The sequence below is a fragment of the Comamonas sediminis genome (assembly GCF_041107495.1).
Taxonomy (GTDB): Bacteria; Pseudomonadota; Gammaproteobacteria; order Burkholderiales; family Burkholderiaceae_C; genus Comamonas; species Comamonas sediminis.
The window spans coordinates 239,966-263,049 of record NZ_JBGBDC010000006.1 but is presented as its reverse complement, the minus strand read 5'-3'; the positions used below and the strand labels follow the sequence as shown (position 1 = coordinate 263,049).

Here is a 23,084-nt window from a genome sequence, read left to right as displayed (position 1 = left end):
CATGGTTGACCGCAATCCCTGGCTCAATTTCTTCTCGCACGCCGTGCTGGTGCTCGGCGTGGCGATTGTGGCCTTCCCGCTGTACCTGGCTTTCATCGCATCGACCCACACGGCCGATGCGATCGTGCAGTCCCCCATGCCGCTGCTGCCTGGCGCCCACCTTTGGGAAAACTACCAGGCCGCACTGTTTGGCTCCGGCAAGCTGGGCTCCAACACCAATGTGATGCACATGATGTGGGTGAGCTTCTGGGTGGCGATGATCATCACCGTCGGCAAGATCGCCATCTCGCTGCTGTCGGCCTTTGCGATTGTCTACTTCCGCTTCCCGTTCAAGATGATCTGCTTCTGGGCGATTTTCCTCACCCTGATGCTGCCCGTCGAAGTGCGGATTCTGCCCACCTACAAGGTCGTGGCCGAACTGGGCCTGCTCAACAGCTACGCCGGCCTGACCCTGCCGCTGATCGCCTCGGCCACCGCTACCTTCCTGTTCCGCCAGTTCTTCCTGACGGTACCCGATGAGCTGGTGGAAGCGGCACGCATCGACGGCGCCGGCGCGATGCGCTTTTTCAAGGACATCCTGGTGCCGCTGTCGCGCACCTCGATCGCTGCGCTGTTCGTGATCCAGTTCATCTACGGCTGGAACCAGTACCTCTGGCCCTTGCTGATGACCACCTCGGAAGACATGTACCCCGTGGTGATCGGCATCAAGCGCATGCTGGCAGGCGGCGAAGCCGCTGTGGACTGGAATATCGTGATGGCCACGGCCATCCTGGCGATGCTGCCACCGACCCTGGTGGTGATGCTGATGCAAAAGTGGTTTGTCAAAGGTCTGGTGGATACCGAAAAGTAACCCCTCGCCATCTTGTCCCTCCACCATCTTTGACCGATACAACGAAACCTTCATATGGCTTCCATCTCTCTCAAGAACATTGTCAAACGCTACGGCACCGGCAAGACCGCCGTTCCCGTGATCCATGGCGTCAATGCCGAAATCAAGGACGGCGAATTCATCGTCCTGGTCGGCCCCTCGGGCTGCGGCAAATCGACCCTGCTGCGCATGATTGCCGGCCTGGAAGAAATCACCGGCGGCGACCTGATGATTGGCGACAAGATCGTCAACAACCTGGAGCCCGCCAAGCGCAACATCGCCATGGTGTTCCAGAACTACGCGCTCTACCCGCACATGAGCAACTACGAGAACATGGCCTACGGCCTCAAGCTCGCCAAGGTGCCGGAGGACGAGATCAAGCGCCGCGTGGACAAGGCCGCCAAGATTCTGGAGCTGTCGCACCTGCTGGACCGCAAGCCGCGCCAGCTGTCGGGCGGCCAGCGCCAGCGCGTGGCCATGGGCCGCGCCATCGTGCGCCAGCCCCAGGTTTTCCTGTTTGACGAGCCGCTGTCCAACCTGGACGCCAAGCTGCGCGGCCAGACCCGCATCGAAATCCAGAAGCTGCATGCCGAGCTGGGCATCACCAGCCTGTTCGTGACCCACGACCAGGTCGAGGCCATGACCCTGGCCCAGCGCATGATCGTGATGAACGGCGGCAATGTCGAGCAGTTCGGTACGCCTGAAGAGGTCTACCACACGCCCGCGTCGACCTTTGTGGCCGGCTTCATCGGTTCGCCACCGATGAACCTGCTGAAGAACGCCCCCATTGGCAAGGCCGGCCAGATCCTGGGCATCCGCCCCGAGCACATCGACCTGGTGGCCTCGGGCGGCTGGGAGTTCCAGGTGGAAACCGTGGAACTGCTGGGCGCCGAGCGCCTGCTGTACGGCAAGGTCGGCGGTGAAGAAGTCGTCGTGCGCGTCGAGGAAGGCCATGCCTTCCCCAAGCCCGGCGAAGTGGCGCGCATCAGCGCCCGTGAAGACCGCCTGCACTGGTTCCACGCAGAAACCGGCAAGCGCATCTGAGCGCGGCAAGGCGATGTGCACCCCTGCCGCGCCTTGGCTCCTGAGCTGAGCCCTTGAACCCCAGCGCCCAAGTGCAGCACTTGTGGCGCTTTTCTTTTTTCTCATCGAGACTGATATGACGCTTTCTAGCAACTGGCCCTATCCACGCTGGGTGGCCCACCGCGGCGCAGGCAAACTGGCGCCCGAAAACACCATGAGCGCCTTCCGCCTGGGCGCGGCACATGGCTACCGCATGTTCGAATGCGATGCCAAGCTCAGCCGCGATGGCGTGCTGTTTCTGATGCACGATGCAGACCTGAAGCGCACCACCAATGCCCAGGGCACCGGCAGCGATCTGAGCATGGGCGAGCTGGCCCAGCTCGATGCCGGCAGCTGGCACTCCCGCAGCCATGCGGGCGAAAACCTGCCCACCCTGGAAGCGCTCGCCCGCTGGTGCCTGGCCAACCACCTCTACCTCAATGTCGAGATCAAGCCCACGCCCGGCCAGGAGCTGGAGACCGGCCGCGCCACTGGCGCGCTGATGAACCGCATCTGGCCGCAAAACGTGGTGCCGCCGCTGTTCACCTCGTTCAAGGCCGATTCGTTGCGCGGGGCCCGCGAAGTGGCAGCGCATATCCCGCGCGGCCTGCTGGTGGACAAGCTGGCCGATGGCAGCGGCGATACCGAGCTGCAGCTAGCGCTGGAGCTGGGCTGCCAGGCACTGGTGCTCAACCATGCACTCTGGGATGCCGCCTTGGTAGCCAAGGTCCATGCCGCAGGCCTGCGCTGCAGCAGCTACACCGTCAACGACGAATGGGCCGCCCAGCGCCTGATCGATCTGGGCACCGACGGCATCATCACCGACCGGGTCGATCTGTTCAGCCCGGCCCAGGATGGTCCGCTGCTGTAATGCCATCGCAGCACTCGTGCCTTAGCTGACCGCCAGACAAAAGCCCGGCCATGCCGGGCCTTTTTTGGGTGCGCGCTGCGCCTCAGTCCATCTTGGTGCCCGAGGCCTTCACCGCCTCGGCCCAGCGTGGCGTCTCCGCCGCCAGGAACTGCTGGAAGGCCTCGGCACCGAGAAAGGCAGGGTCAGCCCCCTGCTCCACCATGCGGCCGCGCACATCGGGCATCTGCATCACCTGGCCAAACGCGGAGCTGAGCTTGTCCACCACGTCCTTGGGCGTTCCGGCGGGCGCGAGAAACCCATAAAAGCCCACGACCTCAAAGCCCTTGAGCCCGCTTTCAATGGCGGTGGGCACCTCGGGCAGCGCCGGGTTGCGCTCCTTGCTGGTGACGGCCAGCGCACGCACCTTGCCCTGCTTGTGGTAGGCGGCAGCCTGCGGAATGCTCTCGGCCATGAACTGCACCTGGCCACCCACCAGATCGGTAAAGGCCGGCGCACTGCCCTTGTAGGGAATGTGCACCAGGTCCAGCCCGGTCGCACTCTTGAACATCTCGGGCACCAGGTGGCTGATGCCGCCATTGCCGGCCGAGCCAAAGTTGACCTTGCCCGGGTTGGCTTTGGCGTAGGCGATGAACTCCTGCAGGTTCTTGGCCGGTACCTTGTTGTTGACCAGCAAGGCCAAGGGCTGCATGGCCGTGCGCGCCACCGGCGTGAAATCGCGCAAGGTGCTGTAGGGCAGCTTGGGGTAGAGCGCGGGGTTGATCACCATCACCCCGGTATTGGCCAGCATCAGCGTGTAGCCATCGGGCGGCGCCTTCATGACATCCTGCGCGCCCACCGCGCCACCGGCACCGGGTTTGTAGTCGACGATGATCGGCTGGCCCAGCACACCCTGGAGCTTGTCGGTCAACAAGCGGGCATGCTGGTCCAGCGGACCGCCTGCGGGAAAGCCGATGACCACGCGCACCGGCTTGGTCGGGAAAGGTTGCTGGGCCTGGGCGGCGGCAGTCAGCGCCAGCCCGGCGACGGCTGCCAGGCAGGTGTGTGCAATGTGCTTCATGGAGGGTCTCCTTGGGTTGTTATCGGTTGAGCGGCGGGCAGCGCAAGCGCGGCCTGTGCACCGCATGATGACCGGCGCACCCCGCTTCTACAACCGGCCCCTGTCTCGCATTTTTTCGGATTGACGCCGCCTTCAGACAGTAGCTGCCACCGCCTGGGCAGCAGGCGCGGACTTGCGCCGCCACAGCAGCCACAGCCAGCCCAGGCCTTGCACGGCCGTCAGCACCACCAGCATGTCCAGCGCCAGCTGCGCCGCCCACAGGTGCTTGCTCATGTCGCGCACACCTTCGCCCAGCAGCACGATGATCACCTGCGACACCACCAAGAGCGCCAGCAGCAGGCCGCCAGCAGCCAGCGGGCGCATGCGGGCGGCCTGGCGGCAGCGGCTGGCGGCAAACAGCGCCAGCGCGGCCAGCAGAAACAGCGGCGCCAGCGGCGTGATGCTGCGGTCGCGCAGTAGCGTCAGCTGCTGCAACAGATCGGTCACCGGCTGGGCACCGACCTCGTGGCGGTGGAGGTAGAAGTTACCGGGAAACACATGGAAGTACTGCACCGTGAAATGGCTGGGCAGCGCAAAGCGGGCCAGGCGCCACAGGGTCAGCGGGTAGTGCAGATAGGGCCGCAGCACATCGCCCTTGCCCAGCTTGGGTGTCACCGGGTAGCAATCGCGGTTCGTGTGCTGCACCTGGGTGCCGCCGGGGCCCGAAAGCGCATTGCCCCAGGCATCGACACCGATGCAGTCACGGCGCTCGGCCGGCACGCCCAGGCCATTGAGCTGCGCCGGGCTGAGCACCATGTAGGAGCCCAGGTAGACGCCATGGTAGGCATTGAGACTGGCGTTCTTGCCGATCAACAGCGGCACCAGGCACAGCACCTGCACCGCCAGCAGCAGCTTGAGCAGCCCCCTGTCGGCCGGGCTGCGCTGCCAGCGGCCCGCGGCCCAGACGCACAACAGCGCCAGCAGCGGAACATAAAAATACTGCACCTTGGCCAGGCCGCACACCAGTGCCCCCAGGCCCAGACCGGCCAGCCGGACTGCGCGGCGCGAGGCCAGCATGCCCAGCAGCAGCAGCGGTAGCGCGATCAGGCAGGCGTATTCGGCATAGAACGACTGCGCCATACCGATGTTGTGCGCCATGAAGAACGCCGCCAACCAGGCCAGCGCCAGCCCCGCCCAGCCCAGCGCACCGCGCTGCAGCGCCACAGCGCATTGCCAGGCCAGCACACCGGCATAGGCCAGCAGCAGCAATTTGGCCGCCAGCGCCGTGCGCGACAGGTCAAACAGGTTCCCCGGCATGAAGCGCTGCACCCAGCCCGCAAACGTGAACATATGCGAGGCCAGCTCCGGATTGCCCGGCGTGCGGAACGCGCGCTCGGGCAGCGTCCAGTGGATGCCGTCGCCCAGAGGCGTCAGGTAGAGATGGCCCACCACGCGTTGAAAATCATTGGTGTCGGCAAACAGCAAGGCCTGCGATCCCCAGACCAGCGCCGCCGCTACAACGCCCACCGCCAGAAAGCAGATACAGAAAAGCCACCGGGAGCGGTGGCCTGCCAAGGTCGTTGTGGTAGTCATCCCACAATTATGTCTGAATTGTAAAGAAACGTATAGCTCCTGCCTCAGAAATAGTTGCAGTCACCGGCCTCAGCGCCGCCAGTTGCCCAGCACCGCCCATTGGCTGCTGGCCATCGCCAGCACCAACAGCGCATAGCCCGCCAGGCTGCCATCGCGGCCCTGCCACAGCAGAGCGGCAAAAAGGGCGGCACAGCCCACCAGAAAATGCAGTGCCAGCTGGCCATACCAGGGCAGCAAGGGCGCGGCCTTGCGTGCAAACACCCAGCGGGCCAACACCAGCAACAGCGCCAAAAAGGCGGCGGGTGCGCAGAAATTCAGCAGGTGCCAGAGGCTGGTGCTAGCAGTCATGGAGCGGGCAGGTTGATATAAGTCAAGCTGGTACTGATACGACAAGCAATGGATTTACAGAGATTTTATAATCTGTGACATGGCAGTTTGGGCCCTGGGCATCAACCACACGACGGCACCGGTCGACATTCGCGGCCGGTTTGCATTTGCACTCGACAAGATTGCGCCAACTTTGCAGAGTTTGCGCAGCACGATCTCGGGTGTGCACAGCCACGCCGGTGTGGAAACCGCCATCCTGTCGACCTGCAACCGCACCGAGATCTACTGCGCCGCCCAAGAGCCGGCGCTTGACCACACCTTGCGCTGGCTCGCCCAGAGCGGCGACCTGCCAGCCGATGCGCTGAAGCACTACACCTACACCTTGCAGAACGACCTGGCCGCCCGCCATGCTTTCCGCGTCGCCAGCGGTCTGGACTCGATGGTGCTGGGCGAGGCCCAGATTCTGGGCCAGATGAAGAACGCCGTGCGCGCCGCTGAAGAAGCCGGCTCGCTGGGCACCACGCTGAACCAGCTGTTCCAGCGCAGCTTTGCCGTCGCCAAGGAAGTGCGCAGTGCCACCGAGATCGGCGCGCACAGCATCAGCATGGCCGCCGCTGCCGTGCGCCTGGCGGGCCAGCTGTTTGAAGACCTGACCAAGATCCGCGTGCTGTTTGTCGGCGCCGGCGAGATGATCGAGCTGTGCGCTACCCATTTCGCAGCCAAGCAGCCCGCCCACATCACGGTGGCCAACCGCACGCTGGAGCGCGGCGAAAAACTGGCCGGCCACTTTGGCGCCAGCACGATGCGCCTGGCCGATCTGCCCGACCATCTGCACGAATACGATGCCATCATCAGCTGCACCGCATCGAGCCTGCCGATCATCGGCCTGGGTGCCGTCGAGAGCGCACTGAAAAAGCGCAAGCGCCGCCCGATCTTCATGGTGGACCTGGCCGTTCCCCGCGATATCGAGGCCGAGGTCAAGAACCTGGGCGATATCTACCTCTACACCGTGGATGATCTGGCCCATGTGGTCAAGGCCGGCCAGGAGCAGCGCCAGGCTGCCGTGGTGCAGGCCGAAACCATCATCGATGCCGGCGTGCAGCGCTTCATGCACTGGATGGACCAGCGCGCCCCCGAGGGTGGCGCCGTGCCGTTGATCCAGCAGATCAACGCACAGGCCGATGTCTGGCGTGCACTGGAGATCGAACGTGCCAAGAAGCGCCTGGCCAAGGGCGAAGACATGGACGCAGTGCTCGATGCGCTGACGCGTGGCCTGTCGCAAAAGATTTTGCATGGCACGATGGCCGAGCTGCACGCGGGCGATGCCCAGGCGCGTGCCCAGACTGCAGACATGGTGTCGCGCCTGTTCCTGCGCAGCCAGCGCGGCGGTGGCAACGGCCACCAATCGGGTTTGTAGCGACGCTGCGCGGCTTGCCGCCCCCTGCTCGCTCCCCCGCCCCTCTTTTTCTCGGCCTGCCTGTTTGATCGCTGCATTTGCGGCAGCCCCGGCGCAGGCCCTGCCTACCAGACCGCCATGAAAGACTTTCTCCGCCAACAGCTGGAACGCTATGCCGAGCGCCTCAACGAGCTGAATTTTCTGCTTTCGCGCGAGGACATCATGGCCAACATGCCGCAGTTCCTCAAGCTCTCGCGTGAGCACACCGATGTCGCCGCAGTGGCCGAGCGCTATGCGCGCTACCAGCAGGTCGAATCCGATATCGAAGGCGCCAAGGAGATGCTGGCCGACCCGGACATGGCCGACATGGCGCGCGAGGAAATCAGCAATGGCGAAGCCGAGCTGCAGCAGCTCGCCGCGCAGCTGCAGCGCATGCTGCTGCCCAGGGACCCGGACGATGCCCGCCCCGCCTTCGTCGAAGTGCGGGCCGGCACCGGCGGTGATGAATCGGCGCTGTTTGCCGGCGACATCACCCGCATGTACACCCGCTACGCCGAGCGCATGGGCTGGCGGGTCGAGATCATGAGCGCCAACGAGGCCGAGCTGGGCGGCTACAAGGAAGTGGTGCTGCGCATCGACGGTGGCGACAACGTCTACGGCACCCTGCGCTTTGAATCCGGCGGCCACCGCGTGCAGCGCGTGCCCGCCACCGAAACCCAGGGCCGCATCCACACCAGCGCCTGCACCGTGGCGGTGATGCCCGAGCCCGATGAACAGCAGGCCATTACGCTGAACCCGGCTGACCTGCGCATCGACACCTTCCGCGCCAGCGGCGCCGGTGGCCAGCACATCAACAAGACCGATTCGGCGGTGCGCATCGTCCACTTGCCCACCGGCATCGTCGCCGAATGCCAGGACGGCCGCAGCCAGCACAGCAACAAGGCCAAGGCCTTGCAGGTGCTGCAGGCCCGCATCCAGGAAAAGGAACGCAGCGAGCGTGCCGCCAAGGAGGCAGCGATGCGCAAGGGCCTGATCGGCTCGGGCGACCGCAGCGACCGCATCCGCACCTACAACTTCCCGCAGGGCCGCGTCACCGACCACCGCATCAACCTGACCTTGTACAAGCTCAGCTTCATCATGGACGGCGACCTCAGCGAGCTGATGGAAGCGCTGCAGTCCGAACGCGAGGCCGAGTTGCTGGCCGAGCTGGAAGTCAACCAATAAGGCCTGCGATGCCCAGCCCCTACCCCGGTTTGGCGTTGCGCGCTGTCTGGCGTGCGGCGGGTTGCATCGCGCTGGCTCTGGCCACCAGCAGCGCATCGGCACAGCTGGCGCGCAAACCATCGATGTATGAGGATGGCCGCGCGCCGCAGGAGCTGATTGCCAGGCCAGGCAACTACTCCCCCGCACAGGCGATGGACCACCACGCCAGCCTGCCCTTTGCCGCCGATCTGCCCAGCCAGGCCGCCTTTGACCAGCTGGCCCGCGTCTACAACGCCGGCACGCCGCTGGCCCAGCCCCATGTGATCTTTGTGGTGGACCGCCAGGCCCAACCTGCGGCCCGGCTGTATTTCATCAACACCCCGCGTTACCAGCTGCACGACCGCTTTCTGCGCGCCCAGGGCTTGCTGCGCGGCGGCAAGGACGCGCTGAACCGCAATTACCGCGACGCGGGGCGCCGCTTCATCCTGGGCACCTTGAGCTGGCAGCCGCAGATCGACGGCTATGTCTACGAATTCTGGGAAGGCGACCAGCTGACAGGCGCCTTGCTGCGCGAAACCCAAGCCCAGCTGCGCAGCCATTTTTTTGCGCCCGTACAGTTCAAGGCCAATGCCAGCGCGCAAGAGCAGGTGGCGGCCGCCGCAGGCATTCCCGCTGTGACGCAAAGCGCGCTGATCGGCCAGCAGCCCTTTTTGCCGCTGAACACTGGCCAGGCCGTGGGCCGTTTGCGCCTGGTGGAGGATATCGACCAGGTGCAGGACCTGCAGCCCAGCGACATCGTGGTGCTGCGCCAGGTACCGATTGCGCTGCCGCCGGTGGCGGGCGTGGTGACCGGGCAGCCATCGACCATGGTGTCGCATGTCAACCTGCTGGCCAGGGGCTGGGGCGTACCCAATGCCTATGTTCGCGATGCCAGCCAGCTGCTGGCAGCACACAACGGCCAATGGGTGCACCTGACGGTCAGCGCCAAGGACTACCAGCTGCGGGCCGCCACCGGTGCCGAACGCAACCAGGCCTTGGAGCGCACGGCCCTCAAACGCAGCCTGGCGGGCGCCAGCATCCAGACCGACACGCGCAGCAGCGCGCTGCAGCCGCTGGCGGCACTGCGCGCCAGCCACCGCCGCCAGTGCGGGGCCAAGGCCGCCAACCTCGGCGAAGTGCGGCATGCAGGCATTGCCGGGGTCCAGGTGCCCGACGGTTTCTGCCTGCCCTTTGGCGCCTATGCCAGCGCGATGCAGCGTTTTGGCCTGGCGGAAAAAGTGGCCCGCATGCAGCAGCAGCCGGGCTTTGACAGCGATGCCGCGCTGCGCCGCAGTGCCTTGGCCGCGCTGCGTGCCGAGATCGAACAGATGCCGCTGGATGCCGCTTTTGCCAGCCAGTTGCAGGCGCGCTGGACCAGCCAGCTGCAGCAGGCTGGCGTGTTTGTGCGCAGCTCCTCCAGTTCGGAAGATTTGCCCGGCTTCAGCGGCGCCGGCCTCTACACCACCGTGCCCCATGTGAAGGGCGAGGCGGCCTTGCAGGATGCCGTACGCAAGGTCTGGGCCTCGGTCTTCAACTTCGAAGCCTGGGAGGCGCGCCGCGCCGCCGGCATTGCACAGGACGCTGTCGCAATGGCCGTGCTGGTGCAAAAGGCGGTGGATTCCGATGCCTCGGGTGTGATGGTCACGCGCGATCCGCTGGGCAACACCCCGCACAGCGTCTTCATCGCCGCCAAGCGCGGCATCGGCATCCGCGTGGTGGAGGGCCGGCGGGTCGCAGAGCAGGTGCTGTATTCGCGCCGCAGCAAGGCCGTGCAGGTCCTCAGCCGCTCGGCCGAAGACACCGAGCTGCGGCTGGCACCTGGCGGCGGCGTGCAGGAAGTGGCCGTTGCGCAGCGCCAGGTGCTGAGCGATGCACTGGTCCAACGCCTGGCCGATGCCGCTGCTGCGGTCGAAAAGCAGTTTGGCGGCCGCACCCAGGATATTGAATGGGCGCTTGCCGGTGACCAGCTTCTGGTCCTGCAATCGCGGCCCTTTGTGCAAGCCGCCAACCCCTAGCCCGCAGCCACAGCGAACCGCGCACCGACATGAATGCTTCCACCCCGAACACCCCCGTCACGGTCAGCCAGGCGCTGGCGCAAGCCGCTGCGCTGGGTATCGCCCGCATCGATGCGCAGATGCTGCTGCTGCACCTGTGCGGCCAACCGACCCATGCGCGCGCCTGGCTCATCACCCATGACGTCGACAGCCTGAGCAGCGCGCAGACCGCGCAGTGGCAGCAATGGCTGCAGCGCCGCGCCGATGGCGAGCCGGTGGCCTATCTGACCGGCCATAAAGGCTTTTACGGGCTGGACTTGGCCGTGGACGCCCGCGTGCTGGACCCGCGCCCCGACACTGAAACCTTGGTGGACTGGGCGCTGGAGCTGCTGCCCGATGCGGCACCGGGCCAGCCAGCCTTGCGCCTGGCCGATCTGGGCACCGGCAGCGGCGCGATTGCGCTGGCCTTGCAGCATGCGCGGCCTGCAGCCGAGGTCTGGGCGGTGGATGCCAGCAGCGATGCGCTGGCGGTGGCCCAGGCCAATGCAGAGCGGCTGCAGTTGCCGCTGCGCTTGGCGCACAGCCACTGGCTGTCGGCGTTGCAAGGCCCGTTTGACGCCATCATCACGAATCCGCCCTATATCCGCGACGATGACCCGCACATGCCTGCACTGCGCCATGAGCCGCGCCAGGCGCTGACCAGCGGCGCCGATGGGCTGGACGACATCCGCCACATCATTGATGCCGCCCCCCGCTACCTGCGTGACGGCGGCTGGCTGCTGATCGAGCATGGCTGGGACCAGGCGGACGGGGTGCGCGCGCTGTTGGCACAGCGCGGCTTTGCCCAGGTGCAAAGCCGCAACGACCTCGCTGGCATCGAGCGAGCCAGCGGCGGGCAATGGGCTTCCATGAAATAATGGCAACCCTGTCCGCGCTTGATATGTGGCAAACCGCCCACATCTGGGAAGATGATCCCAGCGCTGATCCGATTACATAGCAACCCACACGCCCCGACGGAGCCCATCCATGAGCGATACCCAACAACGCATCGACCAACTGGTCAAAGGCCATGACATCGTGCTGTTCATGAAGGGAACAGCCAGCTTTCCGCAATGCGGATTCTCCGGCCGTGCCATTCAGATTCTCAAAGCCAGCGGCGTGGAGACCCGTGGTCTGACCACCGTCAATGTGCTCGAAGACCCCGAGATCCGCCAAGGCATCAAGGACTACAGCCAGTGGCCCACGATCCCGCAGCTGTATGTCAAAGGTGAATTCATCGGTGGCTCGGACATCATGATGGAAATGTACGAATCGGGCGAGCTGCAGCAACTCGTGGCGACGCTCTGATTGCGCTGCAACCGGCTTGCCGGATGTGCCCAGGCCGCCTTTGAGGCGGCTTTTTTGCGCCTGTGCGCTGCTGCTGGCTGCGCTGCGCGGCCCTTTGATGGCGGCACACAATGGCCTTGCCAGCCGCCATAGCCAGGCTGCTGGGGTAAGCTTGGCACCGCAGCACCAACCGCGCCCCGCCCGCCCGCTGTGGGGCTTTGAGCGCCTGCTGCCAAAAGCACTTGCCAGTCTCCAGACGGGCATGCGACCATTGAACACGGATTCAATCCGGCGGCGCCCCGCGCGCTGCCCCCGCTTTTGCCGAAAAATGTGAGCAGCCGGTCTGCACTGCTCCTACAAGAACGTCTATGAATCTTACGCAGAGTCTCTTTGTCATTGCCTTGCTGATCAGCTTCAGCGCCTTTTTCTCCATGGCGGAGATAGCGCTGGCCGCCTCGCGCCGCCTGCGCTTGCGGCAGATGGTGGATGACGGAGACCCGCGTGCAGAACGTGTGATGAAGGTCCAGGAGCAGCCCGGTGAGTACTTCACCGTCGTGCAGGTGGGCCAGAATGCGGTGGCCATTCTGGGCGGTATCGTTGGCGAAGGGGCACTCAGCCCCTTTGTCGCGGGCATCGCCAGCCGCTGGCTGGAACCAGCCACCGCGCAAACCATCGGGTTCCTGTTTTCGTTCACCGTGGTCACCTCGCTGTTCATTTTGCTGGCCGACCTGCTGCCCAAGCGCCTGTCGATGGCCGAGCCCGAAGCCTTGGCGCTGCGGGTGCTGCGGCCCATGCAGTGGTGCATGACGATCTTCAAGCCGGTGGTCTGGTTCTACAGCAAGGCGGCCGATGCACTGTTCCGCGTGCTCGGCCTGTCGACGATCCGCGATGAAAAGATCACTTACGAAGACATTCTGGCGATGACCGAGGCGGGCGCCAAGGCTGGTGTGCTGGCCGCGCAGGAGCAGCAGGTGATTGCCAACCTGTTCGAGCTCGACACGCGCACCGTCGGCTCGGCGATGACGCAGCGCGACCGCATCGCCTTCTTCTACCAGGACGACAGCGACGACATCATCCGCGCCCGCATTGCCGAAGAGCCGTTTTCGACCTACCCGGTCTGCGCCGGGGATATCGACCATGTGGTCGGCTATGTGGATGCCAAGGACCTGTTCCAGCGCGCGCTGAACAACCTGCCGATGAAGCTGCACGACGAAGGCCTGGTCAAGAAGGCCCTGGTCATCCCCGACCGGTTGACCCTGGCCGAGGTGCTGCAGCAGTTCCGCCAGGCGCATGAGGACTTTGCGATCATCGTCAACGAATACAGCCTCGTGGTCGGCGTGGTCACGCTCAACGATGTGATGAGCACCGTCATGGGCGACCTGATGGGCCCGGTTGATGAGGAGCTGATCGTGCGCCGTGACGAGACCTCGTGGCTGATCGACGGTATCACGCCGATCGAGGATGTGGAGCGGGCCCTGCTGCTCGATGACCTGCCGCACGCCGACGAGTACGAGACCCTCGGCGGCTTCTTGATGGTGATGCTGCGCCGCATCCCCCGCCGCACCGACAAGGTGGTCTGGGGCAAGTACCAGTTCGAGGTGATGGATGTGGACAGCTACCGCATCGACCAGGTGCTGGTCACCGTCGTGGACCCCAACAAGGTGCCGGATTCGCCGGTGCCGCCAGCCCCGGGCAGCCTGTTGGCCTGAACACCGGTCCAACCCACACCCGGGCCCATGAAAAAGCCACCGCATGCGGTGGCTATGTTGTGGTCGCAGTGCTGGCAGCTGCCACGGGCCCAAGCTTCAGGCTTCCACCTTGTTCTCGAACAGCCACTGGCGCTGGGCCCCGTAGACCAGGTTGGGGTAGGTGTCCTTGCCGCGGCTGCCGTTGTAGCGGCCCAGTGCCATGAACAGATCGCCCTTTTCGCGGTCCAGGTAGTGGCGCAGAATCACGCAGCCAAAGCGCAGATTGGTCTGCATGTGGAAAAGCTTGGCAGGGTCGCCATCACCGATCACCCGGGTCCAGAATGGCATCACCTGCATGTAGCCACGGGCGCCGACATTGGACATCGCGAACTTGCGGAAACCGCTTTCGACCTGGATCAGGCCCAGCACCAGCGATTCATCGAGGCGCGCACGCCGGGCCTCATACCAGACGGTCTGCAGAAAATCGCGGCGCACTTCCCAGTCGGGTTTGCGCCGGCGCAGGCGGTCGCTCATCGCGCCCAGCCAGCGCAGGTAGACGATCTTGGCCTCGGTCGAGACAAACACGGGCTCCGGTGGCGCCGCGCTGCCAATGGCGGCCGTCAGCGCCGAGCGCACCGAATCGATCAGCGGCTCCTCCAGCTGGCCACCGGCATGCGCAGCCTGCGGCGCTGCCAGCCAGGCGCCGGGCCCCGCCAACAGCGATGCCATGGCCGCGCGGCGTGATACGCCCGCAGGTAGAGCAATGCGTGAGCCTGACATCCTGGATCAATCCCTCTGGTGAATATTTTTTGCGGCGCCTGGCCGGCCGGGCTGCACTTGCAGCCCATGCCCGCATCAGGCCAAGCGGCTGGTGATGAAGCTGAACACCTCGTCCACAGGCACCTTGGTGGCTGCGGTGTCGCGGCGCTGCTGGTACTCGACCATGCCTTCTTGCAGGCCCCGGTCGCCCAGCACTACACGGTGCGGCACGCCAATCAGCTCCCAATCAGCCAGCATCGCGCCCGGGCGCTCGCCGCGGTCGTCCAGTATCACATCGACGCCGGCGGCCAACAAGTCTGCGTGTAGCTTTTCAGCCGCAGTCTTGACCGCTTCGCTGCGGTCCATGCCGATCGGGCAGATCACCACCGTGAAAGGCGCAATCGCATCGGGCCAGATGATGCCGCGCTCGTCGTGGTTTTGCTCCACAGCCGCAGCGGGCAGGCGGGTCACGCCAATGCCATAGCAACCCATTTCGAACTCGCTGGGCTTGCCGTTCTCGGCCAGGAAGGTGGCCTTCATCGCCTTGGAGTACTTGGTGCCCAGGTAGAACACGTGGCCGATCTCGATACCGCGCTCAATGGCCAGCTCGCCCAGGCCGTCTGGCGAGAGGTCGCCGGCGACCACATTGCGCAGATCGGCGACCAGCGCAGGCTCGGGCAGGTCACGGCCCCAGTTCACACCGGTCAAGTGGTAGTCGGCCTCGTTGGCACCGCAGACCCAGTCGGCCATCACGGCCACGTCGCGGTCCACCACCAGCTTGACGGGCTTCTTCAGGCCGATCGGGCCCAGGTAACCGGGCTGGCAGCCAAAGTGTTCTTCAATCTCGCTGACGGTCGCAAAACGGAAGTTGGCCAGGCCCTCGACCTTGCCGACCTTGATCTCGTTCATGTCATGGTCACCGCGCAGCAGCAGCAGCCAGACCTGCGAGCTCAGGATGTCGCCCTTGTCATTGGTCTCGTCGGTGGCCAGCACCAGCGATTTGACGGTGTTGGCCAAAGGCAGGTTCAGCAGCTCGGCCACATCGGCGCAGGTGCTCTTGCCCGGCGTGGCCGTCTTGGCCATGGCCTGCGCGGCAGCAGCACGGGGCTGGGTAGGCGCCAGGCTTTCGGCCTTTTCGATGTTGGCCGCGTAATCGCTGTTGGGGCAGTAGACGATGGCGTCCTCGCCGGTCGCGGCAATCACCTGGAACTCTTCGCTCAGATCGCCACCGATGGCGCCGCTGTCTGCGCGCACGGCACGGTATTGCAGGCCGAAACGGTCAAACATGCGCTTGTAGGCAGCGCGCATGGTCTGGTAGCTGATCTGGGCGGCGTCGCGGTCCTTGTCGAAGGAATAGGCGTCCTTCATGATGAACTCGCGGCCACGCATCAGGCCAAAGCGGGGGCGGCGCTCGTCGCGGAACTTGGTCTGGATCTGGTAGAGGTTCTTGGGCAGCTGCTTGTAGCTCTTGAACTCCTGGCGCGCGATGTCGGTCACCACCTCTTCGCTGGTGGGCTGGATGACGAAGTCACGCGAGTGGCGGTCCTGGATGCGCAGCAGCTCGGCACCCATCTTGTCGAAACGGCCGGTCTCCTGCCACAGCTCGGCAGGCTGCACCACGGGCATCGTCACTTCGATGGCGCCAGCGCGGTTCATCTCTTCGCGCACGATCGCCTCGACCTTGCGGATCACGCGCAGGCCCATCGGCATGTAGTTGTAGATGCCGGCGCCGAGCTTTTTGATCATGCCGGCGCGGGTCATCAGCTGGTGGCTGGCGATTTCAGCGTCCGCAGGCGCTTCTTTCAGGGTCGAGATGAGAAATTGCGAAGCTTTCATAGTCTATGACAATGGACCTAGTAGTTGCCCCCTTGAAGATGGCTTCAAGGCACAGGCATAATGGACACAGTTTAAAAAATTGGGGTTAGATTATGCTGGACCGAGATGGCTTTAGGCCAAACGTCGGCATCATCCTGCTCAACCAGCGCAATCAGGTGTTTTGGGGCAAGCGCATCCGCACCCATAGCTGGCAGTTTCCGCAGGGCGGTATCGACCGTGGAGAAACCCCCGAGCAGGCGATGTTTCGAGAGCTGCATGAGGAAGTGGGCTTGCGACCGGAGCATGTACGTATTGTGGCTAGAACGCGGGATTGGCTACGGTACGAGGTGCCAGAACGCTTCATCCGCCGCGATGCCAGAGGCTATTATCGCGGACAAAAGCAGATTTGGTTTTTGCTCCAGTTAACGGGGCATGACTGGGACCTGAATCTGCGTGCCACCAACCATCCGGAGTTCGATGCCTGGCGCTGGAATGACTACTGGGTACCACTGGATGTGGTGGTGGAGTTCAAGCGGGGCGTCTACGAGATGGCGTTGACCGAGCTGTCGCGTTTTGTGCCCCGCCACGATCCGCGCAACCGCTACTTGCGCAGCAATGCGCGCGCGCGTGACGGTGAGCTGCATGAGCCTGACGGCAGCTCTGCCGAGACCTTGCAGGTATCGGTGACCACCACCACGGTGGTGAGCTACCATTCGCCGCTGCGCATGATGCAGGAGATGGAGCTGCCACCGGGTGCCAGCTTTGACCCGGACCCGGGCAATGCCGGGCGCGATCCGCAACCCAAAGGCGGATGAGCGATCCAAAGCACAAAGCGTCCCTCGGGACGCTTTGTGCTTTGAGCCACGGGTGCATGGCAGGCCGCAAGCGGCCGGATCAATGCCCGGTCAACACCATGTTGTCACGGTGCAGCATCTCCGGCTCACCGGTATAGCCCAGCAGCTGCTCGAACTCTGCCGAGGGCTTGCGGCACAGGCGCCGCGCTTCCGCACTGCTGTAGTTGGCCAGGCCACGCGCCAGCTCGATGCCTTGCGGATCACGCACGCCAATCACCTCACCGCGCGAGAACTCGCCATGCACGCTCACCATGCCGATCGGCAGCAGGCTCTTGCCGTCACGGCGCAGCTTTTGAGCGGCACCCTCATCCACCGTGACATAGCCATGCATCTGCAAGTGGTCCATCATCCATTGCTTGCGTGCCTGGTTCTTGTGGGTATCGGCCACCAACAGCGTGCCAATGGCCTCGCCGGCAGCCAGACGCAGCAGCACATTCTGCTCACGCCCCCAGGCGATCACCGTGGAGGCGCCTGAGCCCGCAGCGCGCTTGGCAGCCAGGATCTTGGTCAGCATGCCGCCCTTGCCAATGCCCGAGCCTGCGCCGCCGGCCATGGCCTCCAGCTTCAGGTCGCCAGCCTGCGCCTCGTGCACAAATTCGGCGCCGGGGTTCTTGCGGGGATCAGCGGTGTACAGGCCCTTCTGGTCGGTCAGAATGACCAGCGCATCGGCCTCGACCAGGTTGGCCACCAGCGCCCCCAAGGTGTCGTTGTCACCGAACTTGATTTCGTCGTTGACGACGGTGTCGTTCTCGTTGATCACCGGCACGACACCCAGCTGCAGCAAGGTCAGCAAGGTGACGCGCGCATTGAGGTAGCGCTCGCGGTCGGCCAGGTCGGCATGGGTCAGCAGCACCTGGGCGCTGCCCAGGTTCTGTTCACGCAGCTTGGTCTCGTACATCTGGACCAGGCCCATCTGGCCGACGGCGGCAGCGGCCTGCAGCTCATGGATTTCCTTGGGCCGCTGGTGCCAGCCCAGGCGCTTCATGCCTTCTGCGACCGCACCACTGGAGACCATGATCACTTCGCGCTTGGCGCCCCCTTCACCGTGCACCAGGGCGGCGAGCTGGCGGCTCCATTCAGTGATGGCCCCTTCATCGAGGCCCTTGCCCTCGTTGGTGACCAGACTGGAGCCGACTTTGACGACGATGCGACGTGCGTCGCGCAGAACATTCGATGCCATTTTTGCTTTTTCCGGCATTGCGCCCGTCTCGCAAGCGCAAGCAGCTATCCATCCATGAGAAATCTACGGTGCAGGCCTTGTCGCTCAGTCAGGCGACGAAAAGCGGGGATCGTCCGAGTAGTCGGGTTGCTCCAGCTCTGCGCCTGCGGCGAAGCGCGGATCGACCTCTTGCGGCTCCTGCTCGGCCTTTTGCATCTTGTGCACGAACTGGAAGATCTCCTTGATCAGCGGCTCGCAACCTTCACGGGTCAGCGCCGAGATCTCGTAGACCGGACCCTTCCACTTGTAGCGCTTGACAAAGTCCTTGACCTTGGCGGCGCGCTCATCACCGGGCACCATGTCCAGCTTGTTGAGCACCAGCCAGCGCGGCTTGTTGTAGAGCTCTTCGTCGTATTTCTTGAGCTCGCCGACAATCGCCTTGGCCTGCGCGACCGGGTCCACACCTTCGTCAAACGGTGCCAGATCGACAATGTGCAGCAGCAAGCGCGTACGCTGCAGATGGCGCAAGAACTGGTGGCCCAGGCCCGCACCGTCCGAAGCGCCTTCGATCAGGCCCGGGATATCGGCAACGACAAAGCTCTTTTCCGGCCCCACGCGCACCACGCCCAGGTTGGGGTGCAAGGTGGTGAAGGGGTAGTCCGCAATCTTGGGGCGGGCGTTGGACACTGCCGAGATGAAGGTCGACTTGCCGGCATTGGGCATGCCCAGCAGGCCTACGTCAGCCAGCACCTTCAGCTCCAGCTTCAGGCTGCGGCGCTCACCCTTCCAGCCGGGGGTCTTCTGGCGCGGCGCGCGGTTGATCGCGCTTTTGAAGCGCAGGTTGCCAAAGCCGCCGTCACCGCCCTTGGCGATGGTGATGACCTCGCCCGGGTTCAGCAACTCAAACAGCACCTCACCGGTCTGTGCATCGGTGATGATGGTCCCCACCGGCATGTGCAAGGTGATGTCCTTACCGGCGCAGCCAAACATGTCCGAGCCCTTGCCATGTTCACCGCGCTCAGCCTCATGGCGGCGCGAATAGCGGTAGTCGATCAAGGTGTTGAGGTTGACGTCGGCCAGTGCGTACACATGGCCGCCACGGCCGCCATCGCCCCCATCGGGGCCGCCGAATTCCTTGTACTTTTCATGGCGGAACGACACACAGCCATTGCCACCATCGCCAGCTGCAATGTCAATAAACGCTTCATCTACGAATTTCATGGTCGTTATCCACCCGTCCTGGTACAGGAATTACGGGAATTGTTCTGCTACATGCCGATACATGCAGCCCTGCCAAAACCGCTATTGTCGCACCGGGGCGCCAAGCGGGTCAGCCCAAAAACACCAAAGCCCCGACTGCGCGGGGCTTTGGACAAGGCCATGGAAGGCCTTCAAGACACTTGTCTTGTCTTAAGCAGCCTTGGTGATGCTCACCGTGTGCTTGGACAAAGCGCCCTTGGTTTCGAACGACACGTGGCCGTCCACCAGAGCAAACAAGGTGTGGTCCTTGCCCACGCCGACATTGGTGCCGGGGTGGAACTTGGTGCCGCGTTGACGCACGATGATCGAACCGGCGCTGATCAGTTGACCACCGAAAGCCTTCACACCCAGCATCTTTGGCTTGGAATCACGTCCGTTGCGCGTAGAGCCGCCGCCTTTTTTCTGTGCCATGAGATATAGCTCCTGTTAAGCTGCAATCGCACCGATTTGCAGCTCAGTGAACTGCTGGCGATGGCCTTGGCGCTTTTGATAGTGCTTACGACGACGCATCTTGAAAATGCGCACCTTGTCGTGCTTGCCGTGGGCTACTACCGTAACCGTCACAGTTGCTCCGGACACCAAGGGCGTACCAACCTTCAACTCTGCGCCGTTGCCGACTGCCAGAACCTGGTCGATCACGATTTCTTGGCCTACGTCCGCAGCGATCTGTTCTACCTTGATTTTTTCGCCGGAAGCAACACGATACTGTTTGCCACCGGTTTTTATGACCGCGTACATAAGAACCTCTAAAAGGGGATAGCTTGCAAAGAAATTTCGCAAGAGCCGAAGATTGTAGCACGAGGCTATGAACGACGCAAACCCTGCACGTTTTTGCGCCACAACACCGGCCAGAATGCGCATGCCGAAGACGGACAAGCGGCCATGTCTGCAAGTCGCACTGCTCTCGTTTCTATAATGCAGTATCCATAAAATGCCGAGATAGCCGCCTTGTCCGAGTCCAACACTCCCAACCCGTCCAACCCCTTGAGCCTCGTCGCTGGCGATATGCGACAGGTTGACGCCGTGATTGCCAGGCGCCTGAGCTCCTCCGTTCCGTTGATCGGGGAGGTGTCCCACTACATCATCTCGGCCGGTGGCAAGCGTCTGCGCCCCGCGCTGCTGCTGCTGGTAGCCGGTGCACTGGAATACCGGGGCGAGCAGCATTTCAATCTGGCGGCCGTGGTCGAGTTCATCCATACCGCCACCCTGCTGCACGATGATGTGGTGGACGAATCCACGATGCGGCGCGGCAAACCTACCGCCAATGAGAGCTTTGGCAACGCCGCCAGCGTCCTGGTCGGGGACTTCCTGCACTCGCGCGCGTTTCAGATGATGGTTGACGCCGACAGCATGCGTGTGATGCAGATCCTGTCGGAGGCCACCAATATCATCGCCGAGGGTGAGGTGCAGCAGCTGATCAACACCCACAATGTCGATCTGGACGAGGCCGGCTACCTGTCCGTCATCCGCTCCAAGACGGCCAAGCTGTTCGAGGCCAGCGCCCGCCTGGCCGCTGTCCTGACCGAGGCACCTGCTGCGCTGGAAGAAGCCTGCGCCAACTATGGCCGCTCGCTGGGCACCGCCTTCCAGGTGATCGACGATGCACTCGACTACGACGGTGACACGACCGTGATGGGCAAGAATATTGGCGATGATTTGCGCGAAGGCAAGGTCACCTTGCCGCTGATCATTGCCATGCAGCGCGCAAACGCCGATGATAGGCAGATGATCGTGGACGCCATCGAGCAAGGCTCCACGCCCCACATGGCCCATATCGTGCAGGTGGTCAAGGACACCGGCTCGCTGGAGGCCACCCGGGCAGCCGCGGCACTGCAGGCCCAGGAAGCCATCGACTGCCTGGCGCTGCTGCCCCGCAATGCCTATACCGACGCCCTGACTACGCTGGCATCACAACTTCTGGCGCGCCGGGAGTAACGCAGCGGTCGTCGGGCATCGGCTGGCGTACCCCACAGACTGTCGCAGATCGACTGCACTGGCACAGAATGGCGGGTGCATTTCTTTGTTAAATCTCCGAACAACTGCTACAGTTTGCCGGATTACGCAGCGAGGCTATCGACGATAGGCGTCCCCGTTTACATGGCTGACATCAACACCCCCCAAAAAGCCGTCGCCCTTCCCGGCATCGCCAGAGCGCTGGTGGCCAGCGGAAAGCTTCCTGTTGCCAAGGCAGAGGCGCTGTATGCGACAAGTCTCAAGAGCAAGAACAGCTTCATTGGCGAGCTGGTGGCCAGCGGAGCCGTCTCCGGCAGTGATGTAGCCAGCATCATCTCGACGGTTTATGGCGCGCCCATGGTCGACCTGGATGCGATCGACCTGACCCGGCTGGCCAGCGGCCTGCTCGATACCAAGCTGGCCCTGACCAACAAGATCATCCCGCTGGCCAAGCGGGGCAACCGCCTGGTGGTCGTTACCGCCGATCCCACCGACCATTCGGTGGCCGAGCAGATCAAGTTCTCCACACAGCTGAGCGTGGACTGGGTGATTGCCGAGCATGCCAAGCTGCTCAAGGCCCTGGAGTCCGTCGCCAAAAAGGGCGGTGACAGCATCCAGGACATGATCACCGGTGACGTCAATCTCAACGAGTTCGAGATTGACGACGAATCGGTGAACACGGAAAGCAGCAGCGGCGACGAGACCGAAGTTGAAGACGCGCCCATCGTCAAGTTCCTGCAGAAGATGCTGATCGACGCATTCAATATGCGCGCATCGGACTTGCATTTCGAGCCCTACGAGCACCAATACCGCATCCGCTTCCGCATCGATGGCGAGCTGCGCGAAATCGCCTCCCCGCCTCCCGGCATCAAGGACAAGCTGGCATCGCGCATCAAGGTCATTTCGCGCCTGGACATCTCCGAAAAGCGCGTGCCCCAGGATGGCCGCATGAAGCTCAAGATCGGCGCCGACCGGGTGATCGACTTCCGGGTCAGCACCTTGCCGACCTTGTTTGGCGAAAAGATCGTGATCCGTATTCTGGATCCGAGCAGCGCCAAGCTGGGCATCGATGCGCTGGGCTATGAGCCGGAAGAGAAGGAGCGTCTGCTCAGCGCCATCAAGCGGCCCTACGGCATGATTCTGGTCACCGGCCCCACCGGCTCGGGCAAGACCGTGTCGCTCTATACCTGCCTGAACATTCTCAATACACCAGCGGTCAATATTGCCACCGCGGAAGACCCGTCGGAAATCAACCTGCCCGGCGTCAACCAGGTCAATGTCAATGAAAAGGCCGGCCTGACCTTTGCGACGGCGCTCAAGTCGTTCCTGCGCCAGGACCCCGACATCATCATGGTGGGTGAAATCCGTGACCTGGAGACCGCAGACATTGCGATCAAGGCCGCGCAGACGGGCCACTTGGTGCTGTCGACCTTGCACACCAACGACGCGCCCACCACATTGACGCGTATGCGCAATATGGGGATTGCGCCGTTCAACATTGCCTCCAGCGTGATCCTGATCACCGCGCAGCGCCTGGCACGCAAGCTGTGTCCCGTCTGCAAGCGGCCCACGGAGATTCCGCATGAAGCGCTGCTGGAAGCCGGCTTCAAGGAAGAGGATCTCGATGGCACCTGGATGCCCTACGAGCCTGTGGGTTGCGATGCCTGCAACAACGGCTACAAGGGCCGTTTGGGCATCTACCAGGTGATGCCCATCTCTGAAGAAACACAGCGCATCATCCTGCGTGATGGCAGCGCACTGGAAATTGCGGAGCAAGCCAACCTCGAAAATGTCCGCTCCTTGCGCGCATCGGGTCTGCACAAAGTCAAAAAGGGACTGACCTCCCTCGAAGAGGTCTTAGCCGTCACCAACGAATAAAGC

At 63.6% G+C, this 23,084-nt stretch carries 20 protein-coding genes and 1 pseudogene; 12 read left to right on the top strand and 9 right to left on the bottom strand.

Annotated features, from left to right (window positions below):
- Nucleotide 1 precedes the first annotated feature (1 nt).
- The 3 genes from ugpE to ugpQ all read left to right on the top strand — a co-directional run bounded on the left by ugpE (nt 2) and on the right by ugpQ (nt 2,801).
- Nucleotides 2-850 (top strand): sn-glycerol-3-phosphate ABC transporter permease UgpE, encoded by an 849-nt coding sequence (gene ugpE, locus AB7A72_RS15260; protein WP_116927066.1) that lies wholly within the window; start codon nt 2-4, stop codon nt 848-850.
- Between the two features lie 54 nt (nt 851-904).
- Complete coding sequence (ugpC, locus tag AB7A72_RS15255; RefSeq protein ID WP_230770617.1) at nt 905-1,912, top strand: sn-glycerol-3-phosphate ABC transporter ATP-binding protein UgpC; 1,008 nt, start codon at nt 905-907, stop codon at nt 1,910-1,912.
- Nucleotides 1,913-2,027: 115 nt separating this feature from the next.
- Complete coding sequence (ugpQ, locus tag AB7A72_RS15250; protein ID WP_239810813.1) at nt 2,028-2,801, top strand: glycerophosphodiester phosphodiesterase; 774 nt, start codon at nt 2,028-2,030, stop codon at nt 2,799-2,801.
- 82 nt (nt 2,802-2,883) lie between these two features.
- Here ugpQ and AB7A72_RS15245 read toward each other — a convergent pair whose 3' ends face one another.
- From AB7A72_RS15245 to AB7A72_RS15235, 3 genes are all read right to left on the bottom strand, one after another.
- Entirely contained in the window at nt 2,884-3,858 is a 975-nt protein-coding gene (locus AB7A72_RS15245) for a Bug family tripartite tricarboxylate transporter substrate binding protein (protein WP_369460443.1), read from the bottom strand.
- Between the two features lie 132 nt (nt 3,859-3,990).
- Nucleotides 3,991-5,430 carry a hypothetical protein gene (locus tag AB7A72_RS15240; protein ID WP_369460442.1) on the bottom strand — a complete coding sequence of 480 codons (1,440 nt, stop codon included), beginning with the start codon at nt 5,428-5,430 and terminating at the stop codon, nt 3,991-3,993.
- A 69-nt stretch (nt 5,431-5,499) separates the two neighbouring features.
- Nucleotides 5,500-5,778 (bottom strand): hypothetical protein, encoded by a 279-nt coding sequence (locus AB7A72_RS15235; protein ID WP_239810810.1) that lies wholly within the window; start codon nt 5,776-5,778, stop codon nt 5,500-5,502.
- A gap of 79 nt (nt 5,779-5,857) precedes the next feature.
- Here AB7A72_RS15235 and hemA point away from each other — a divergent pair, with 79 nt between their 5' ends.
- From hemA to AB7A72_RS15205, 6 genes are all read left to right on the top strand, one after another.
- The gene (hemA, locus tag AB7A72_RS15230) at nt 5,858-7,174 is read left to right on the top strand and encodes a glutamyl-tRNA reductase (RefSeq protein WP_230770608.1); all 1,317 of its coding nucleotides are present in this window, start codon (nt 5,858-5,860) and stop codon (nt 7,172-7,174) included.
- Between the two features lie 117 nt (nt 7,175-7,291).
- Nucleotides 7,292-8,377 carry a peptide chain release factor 1 gene (prfA, locus tag AB7A72_RS15225; protein ID WP_239810809.1) on the top strand — a complete coding sequence of 362 codons (1,086 nt, stop codon included), beginning with the start codon at nt 7,292-7,294 and terminating at the stop codon, nt 8,375-8,377.
- An 8-nt stretch (nt 8,378-8,385) separates the two neighbouring features.
- A complete protein-coding gene (locus AB7A72_RS15220; RefSeq protein ID WP_369460441.1) occupies nt 8,386-10,410 on the top strand; it encodes a PEP/pyruvate-binding domain-containing protein in 2,025 nt (674 codons plus the stop codon).
- A gap of 29 nt (nt 10,411-10,439) precedes the next feature.
- Nucleotides 10,440-11,306 (top strand): peptide chain release factor N(5)-glutamine methyltransferase, encoded by an 867-nt coding sequence (prmC, locus tag AB7A72_RS15215; RefSeq protein WP_369460440.1) that lies wholly within the window; start codon nt 10,440-10,442, stop codon nt 11,304-11,306.
- A gap of 109 nt (nt 11,307-11,415) precedes the next feature.
- Nucleotides 11,416-11,736, top strand: a complete 321-nt coding sequence (gene grxD, locus AB7A72_RS15210) for a Grx4 family monothiol glutaredoxin (protein ID WP_021027821.1) — start codon at nt 11,416-11,418, stop codon at nt 11,734-11,736.
- A 347-nt stretch (nt 11,737-12,083) separates the two neighbouring features.
- Complete coding sequence (locus AB7A72_RS15205) at nt 12,084-13,424, top strand: hemolysin family protein (protein ID WP_312451965.1); 1,341 nt, start codon at nt 12,084-12,086, stop codon at nt 13,422-13,424.
- A 96-nt stretch (nt 13,425-13,520) separates the two neighbouring features.
- On the opposite strand, the gene AB7A72_RS15200 is transcribed toward AB7A72_RS15205, so the two are convergent.
- Together AB7A72_RS15200 and AB7A72_RS15195 are read right to left on the bottom strand one after the other, a co-directional pair.
- Nucleotides 13,521-14,132 carry a lytic transglycosylase domain-containing protein gene (locus AB7A72_RS15200; RefSeq protein ID WP_239810805.1) on the bottom strand — a complete coding sequence of 204 codons (612 nt, stop codon included), beginning with the start codon at nt 14,130-14,132 and terminating at the stop codon, nt 13,521-13,523.
- A 126-nt stretch (nt 14,133-14,258) separates the two neighbouring features.
- Entirely contained in the window at nt 14,259-15,998 is a 1,740-nt protein-coding gene (locus AB7A72_RS15195) for a proline--tRNA ligase (protein ID WP_369460439.1), read from the bottom strand.
- Nucleotides 15,999-16,090: 92 nt separating this feature from the next.
- On the opposite strand from AB7A72_RS15195, the pseudogene AB7A72_RS15190 reads away from it, so the two are divergent.
- Nucleotides 16,091-16,637 (top strand): annotated as a pseudogene (locus AB7A72_RS15190) (RNA pyrophosphohydrolase); the annotation flags it as partial.
- 234 nt (nt 16,638-16,871) lie between these two features.
- Here the strand turns inward: AB7A72_RS15190 and proB are convergent.
- From proB to rplU, 4 genes are all read right to left on the bottom strand, one after another.
- Entirely contained in the window at nt 16,872-18,011 is a 1,140-nt protein-coding gene (gene proB, locus AB7A72_RS15185; RefSeq protein ID WP_312529447.1) for a glutamate 5-kinase, read from the bottom strand.
- A gap of 84 nt (nt 18,012-18,095) precedes the next feature.
- Nucleotides 18,096-19,211 (bottom strand): Obg family GTPase CgtA, encoded by a 1,116-nt coding sequence (gene cgtA, locus AB7A72_RS15180; RefSeq protein WP_230770598.1) that lies wholly within the window; start codon nt 19,209-19,211, stop codon nt 18,096-18,098.
- A 189-nt stretch (nt 19,212-19,400) separates the two neighbouring features.
- The gene (rpmA, locus tag AB7A72_RS15175; RefSeq protein ID WP_021027814.1) at nt 19,401-19,661 is read right to left on the bottom strand and encodes a 50S ribosomal protein L27; all 261 of its coding nucleotides are present in this window, start codon (nt 19,659-19,661) and stop codon (nt 19,401-19,403) included.
- A 15-nt stretch (nt 19,662-19,676) separates the two neighbouring features.
- On the bottom strand, nt 19,677-19,988 hold the full coding sequence (rplU, locus tag AB7A72_RS15170) for a 50S ribosomal protein L21 (protein WP_092832020.1): 312 nt from the start codon (nt 19,986-19,988) through the stop codon (nt 19,677-19,679).
- Between the two features lie 267 nt (nt 19,989-20,255).
- Here rplU and AB7A72_RS15165 point away from each other — a divergent pair, with 267 nt between their 5' ends.
- Together AB7A72_RS15165 and pilB are read left to right on the top strand one after the other, a co-directional pair.
- Nucleotides 20,256-21,185, top strand: a complete 930-nt coding sequence (locus AB7A72_RS15165) for a polyprenyl synthetase family protein (RefSeq protein ID WP_312416684.1) — start codon at nt 20,256-20,258, stop codon at nt 21,183-21,185.
- Between the two features lie 162 nt (nt 21,186-21,347).
- The gene (gene pilB, locus AB7A72_RS15160) at nt 21,348-23,081 is read left to right on the top strand and encodes a type IV-A pilus assembly ATPase PilB (protein WP_239810800.1); all 1,734 of its coding nucleotides are present in this window, start codon (nt 21,348-21,350) and stop codon (nt 23,079-23,081) included.
- Nucleotides 23,082-23,084 lie beyond the last annotated feature (3 nt).

Excerpts from the sequence above, each read along its gene's own strand:
- ugpE (WP_116927066.1), top strand. The coding sequence starts at position 2 with ATGGTTGACCGCAATCCCTGGCTCAATTTCTTCTCGCACGCCGTGCTG.
- ugpC (WP_230770617.1), top strand. The coding sequence starts at position 905 with ATGGCTTCCATCTCTCTCAAGAACATTGTCAAACGCTACGGCACCGGC.
- ugpQ (WP_239810813.1), top strand. The coding sequence starts at position 2,028 with ATGACGCTTTCTAGCAACTGGCCCTATCCACGCTGGGTGGCCCACCGC.
- AB7A72_RS15245 (WP_369460443.1), bottom strand. The coding sequence starts at position 3,858 with ATGAAGCACATTGCACACACCTGCCTGGCAGCCGTCGCCGGGCTGGCG.
- AB7A72_RS15240 (WP_369460442.1), bottom strand. The coding sequence starts at position 5,430 with ATGACTACCACAACGACCTTGGCAGGCCACCGCTCCCGGTGGCTTTTC.
- AB7A72_RS15235 (WP_239810810.1), bottom strand. The coding sequence starts at position 5,778 with ATGACTGCTAGCACCAGCCTCTGGCACCTGCTGAATTTCTGCGCACCC.
- hemA (WP_230770608.1), top strand. The coding sequence starts at position 5,858 with ATGGCAGTTTGGGCCCTGGGCATCAACCACACGACGGCACCGGTCGAC.
- prfA (WP_239810809.1), top strand. The coding sequence starts at position 7,292 with ATGAAAGACTTTCTCCGCCAACAGCTGGAACGCTATGCCGAGCGCCTC.
- AB7A72_RS15220 (WP_369460441.1), top strand. The coding sequence starts at position 8,386 with ATGCCCAGCCCCTACCCCGGTTTGGCGTTGCGCGCTGTCTGGCGTGCG.
- prmC (WP_369460440.1), top strand. The coding sequence starts at position 10,440 with ATGAATGCTTCCACCCCGAACACCCCCGTCACGGTCAGCCAGGCGCTG.
- grxD (WP_021027821.1), top strand. The coding sequence starts at position 11,416 with ATGAGCGATACCCAACAACGCATCGACCAACTGGTCAAAGGCCATGAC.
- AB7A72_RS15205 (WP_312451965.1), top strand. The coding sequence starts at position 12,084 with ATGAATCTTACGCAGAGTCTCTTTGTCATTGCCTTGCTGATCAGCTTC.
- AB7A72_RS15200 (WP_239810805.1), bottom strand. The coding sequence starts at position 14,132 with ATGGCATCGCTGTTGGCGGGGCCCGGCGCCTGGCTGGCAGCGCCGCAG.
- AB7A72_RS15195 (WP_369460439.1), bottom strand. The coding sequence starts at position 15,998 with ATGAAAGCTTCGCAATTTCTCATCTCGACCCTGAAAGAAGCGCCTGCG.
- proB (WP_312529447.1), bottom strand. The coding sequence starts at position 18,011 with ATGGCATCGAATGTTCTGCGCGACGCACGTCGCATCGTCGTCAAAGTC.
- cgtA (WP_230770598.1), bottom strand. The coding sequence starts at position 19,211 with ATGAAATTCGTAGATGAAGCGTTTATTGACATTGCAGCTGGCGATGGT.
- rpmA (WP_021027814.1), bottom strand. The coding sequence starts at position 19,661 with ATGGCACAGAAAAAAGGCGGCGGCTCTACGCGCAACGGACGTGATTCC.
- rplU (WP_092832020.1), bottom strand. The coding sequence starts at position 19,988 with ATGTACGCGGTCATAAAAACCGGTGGCAAACAGTATCGTGTTGCTTCC.
- AB7A72_RS15165 (WP_312416684.1), top strand. The coding sequence starts at position 20,256 with ATGCGACAGGTTGACGCCGTGATTGCCAGGCGCCTGAGCTCCTCCGTT.
- pilB (WP_239810800.1), top strand. The coding sequence starts at position 21,348 with ATGGCTGACATCAACACCCCCCAAAAAGCCGTCGCCCTTCCCGGCATC.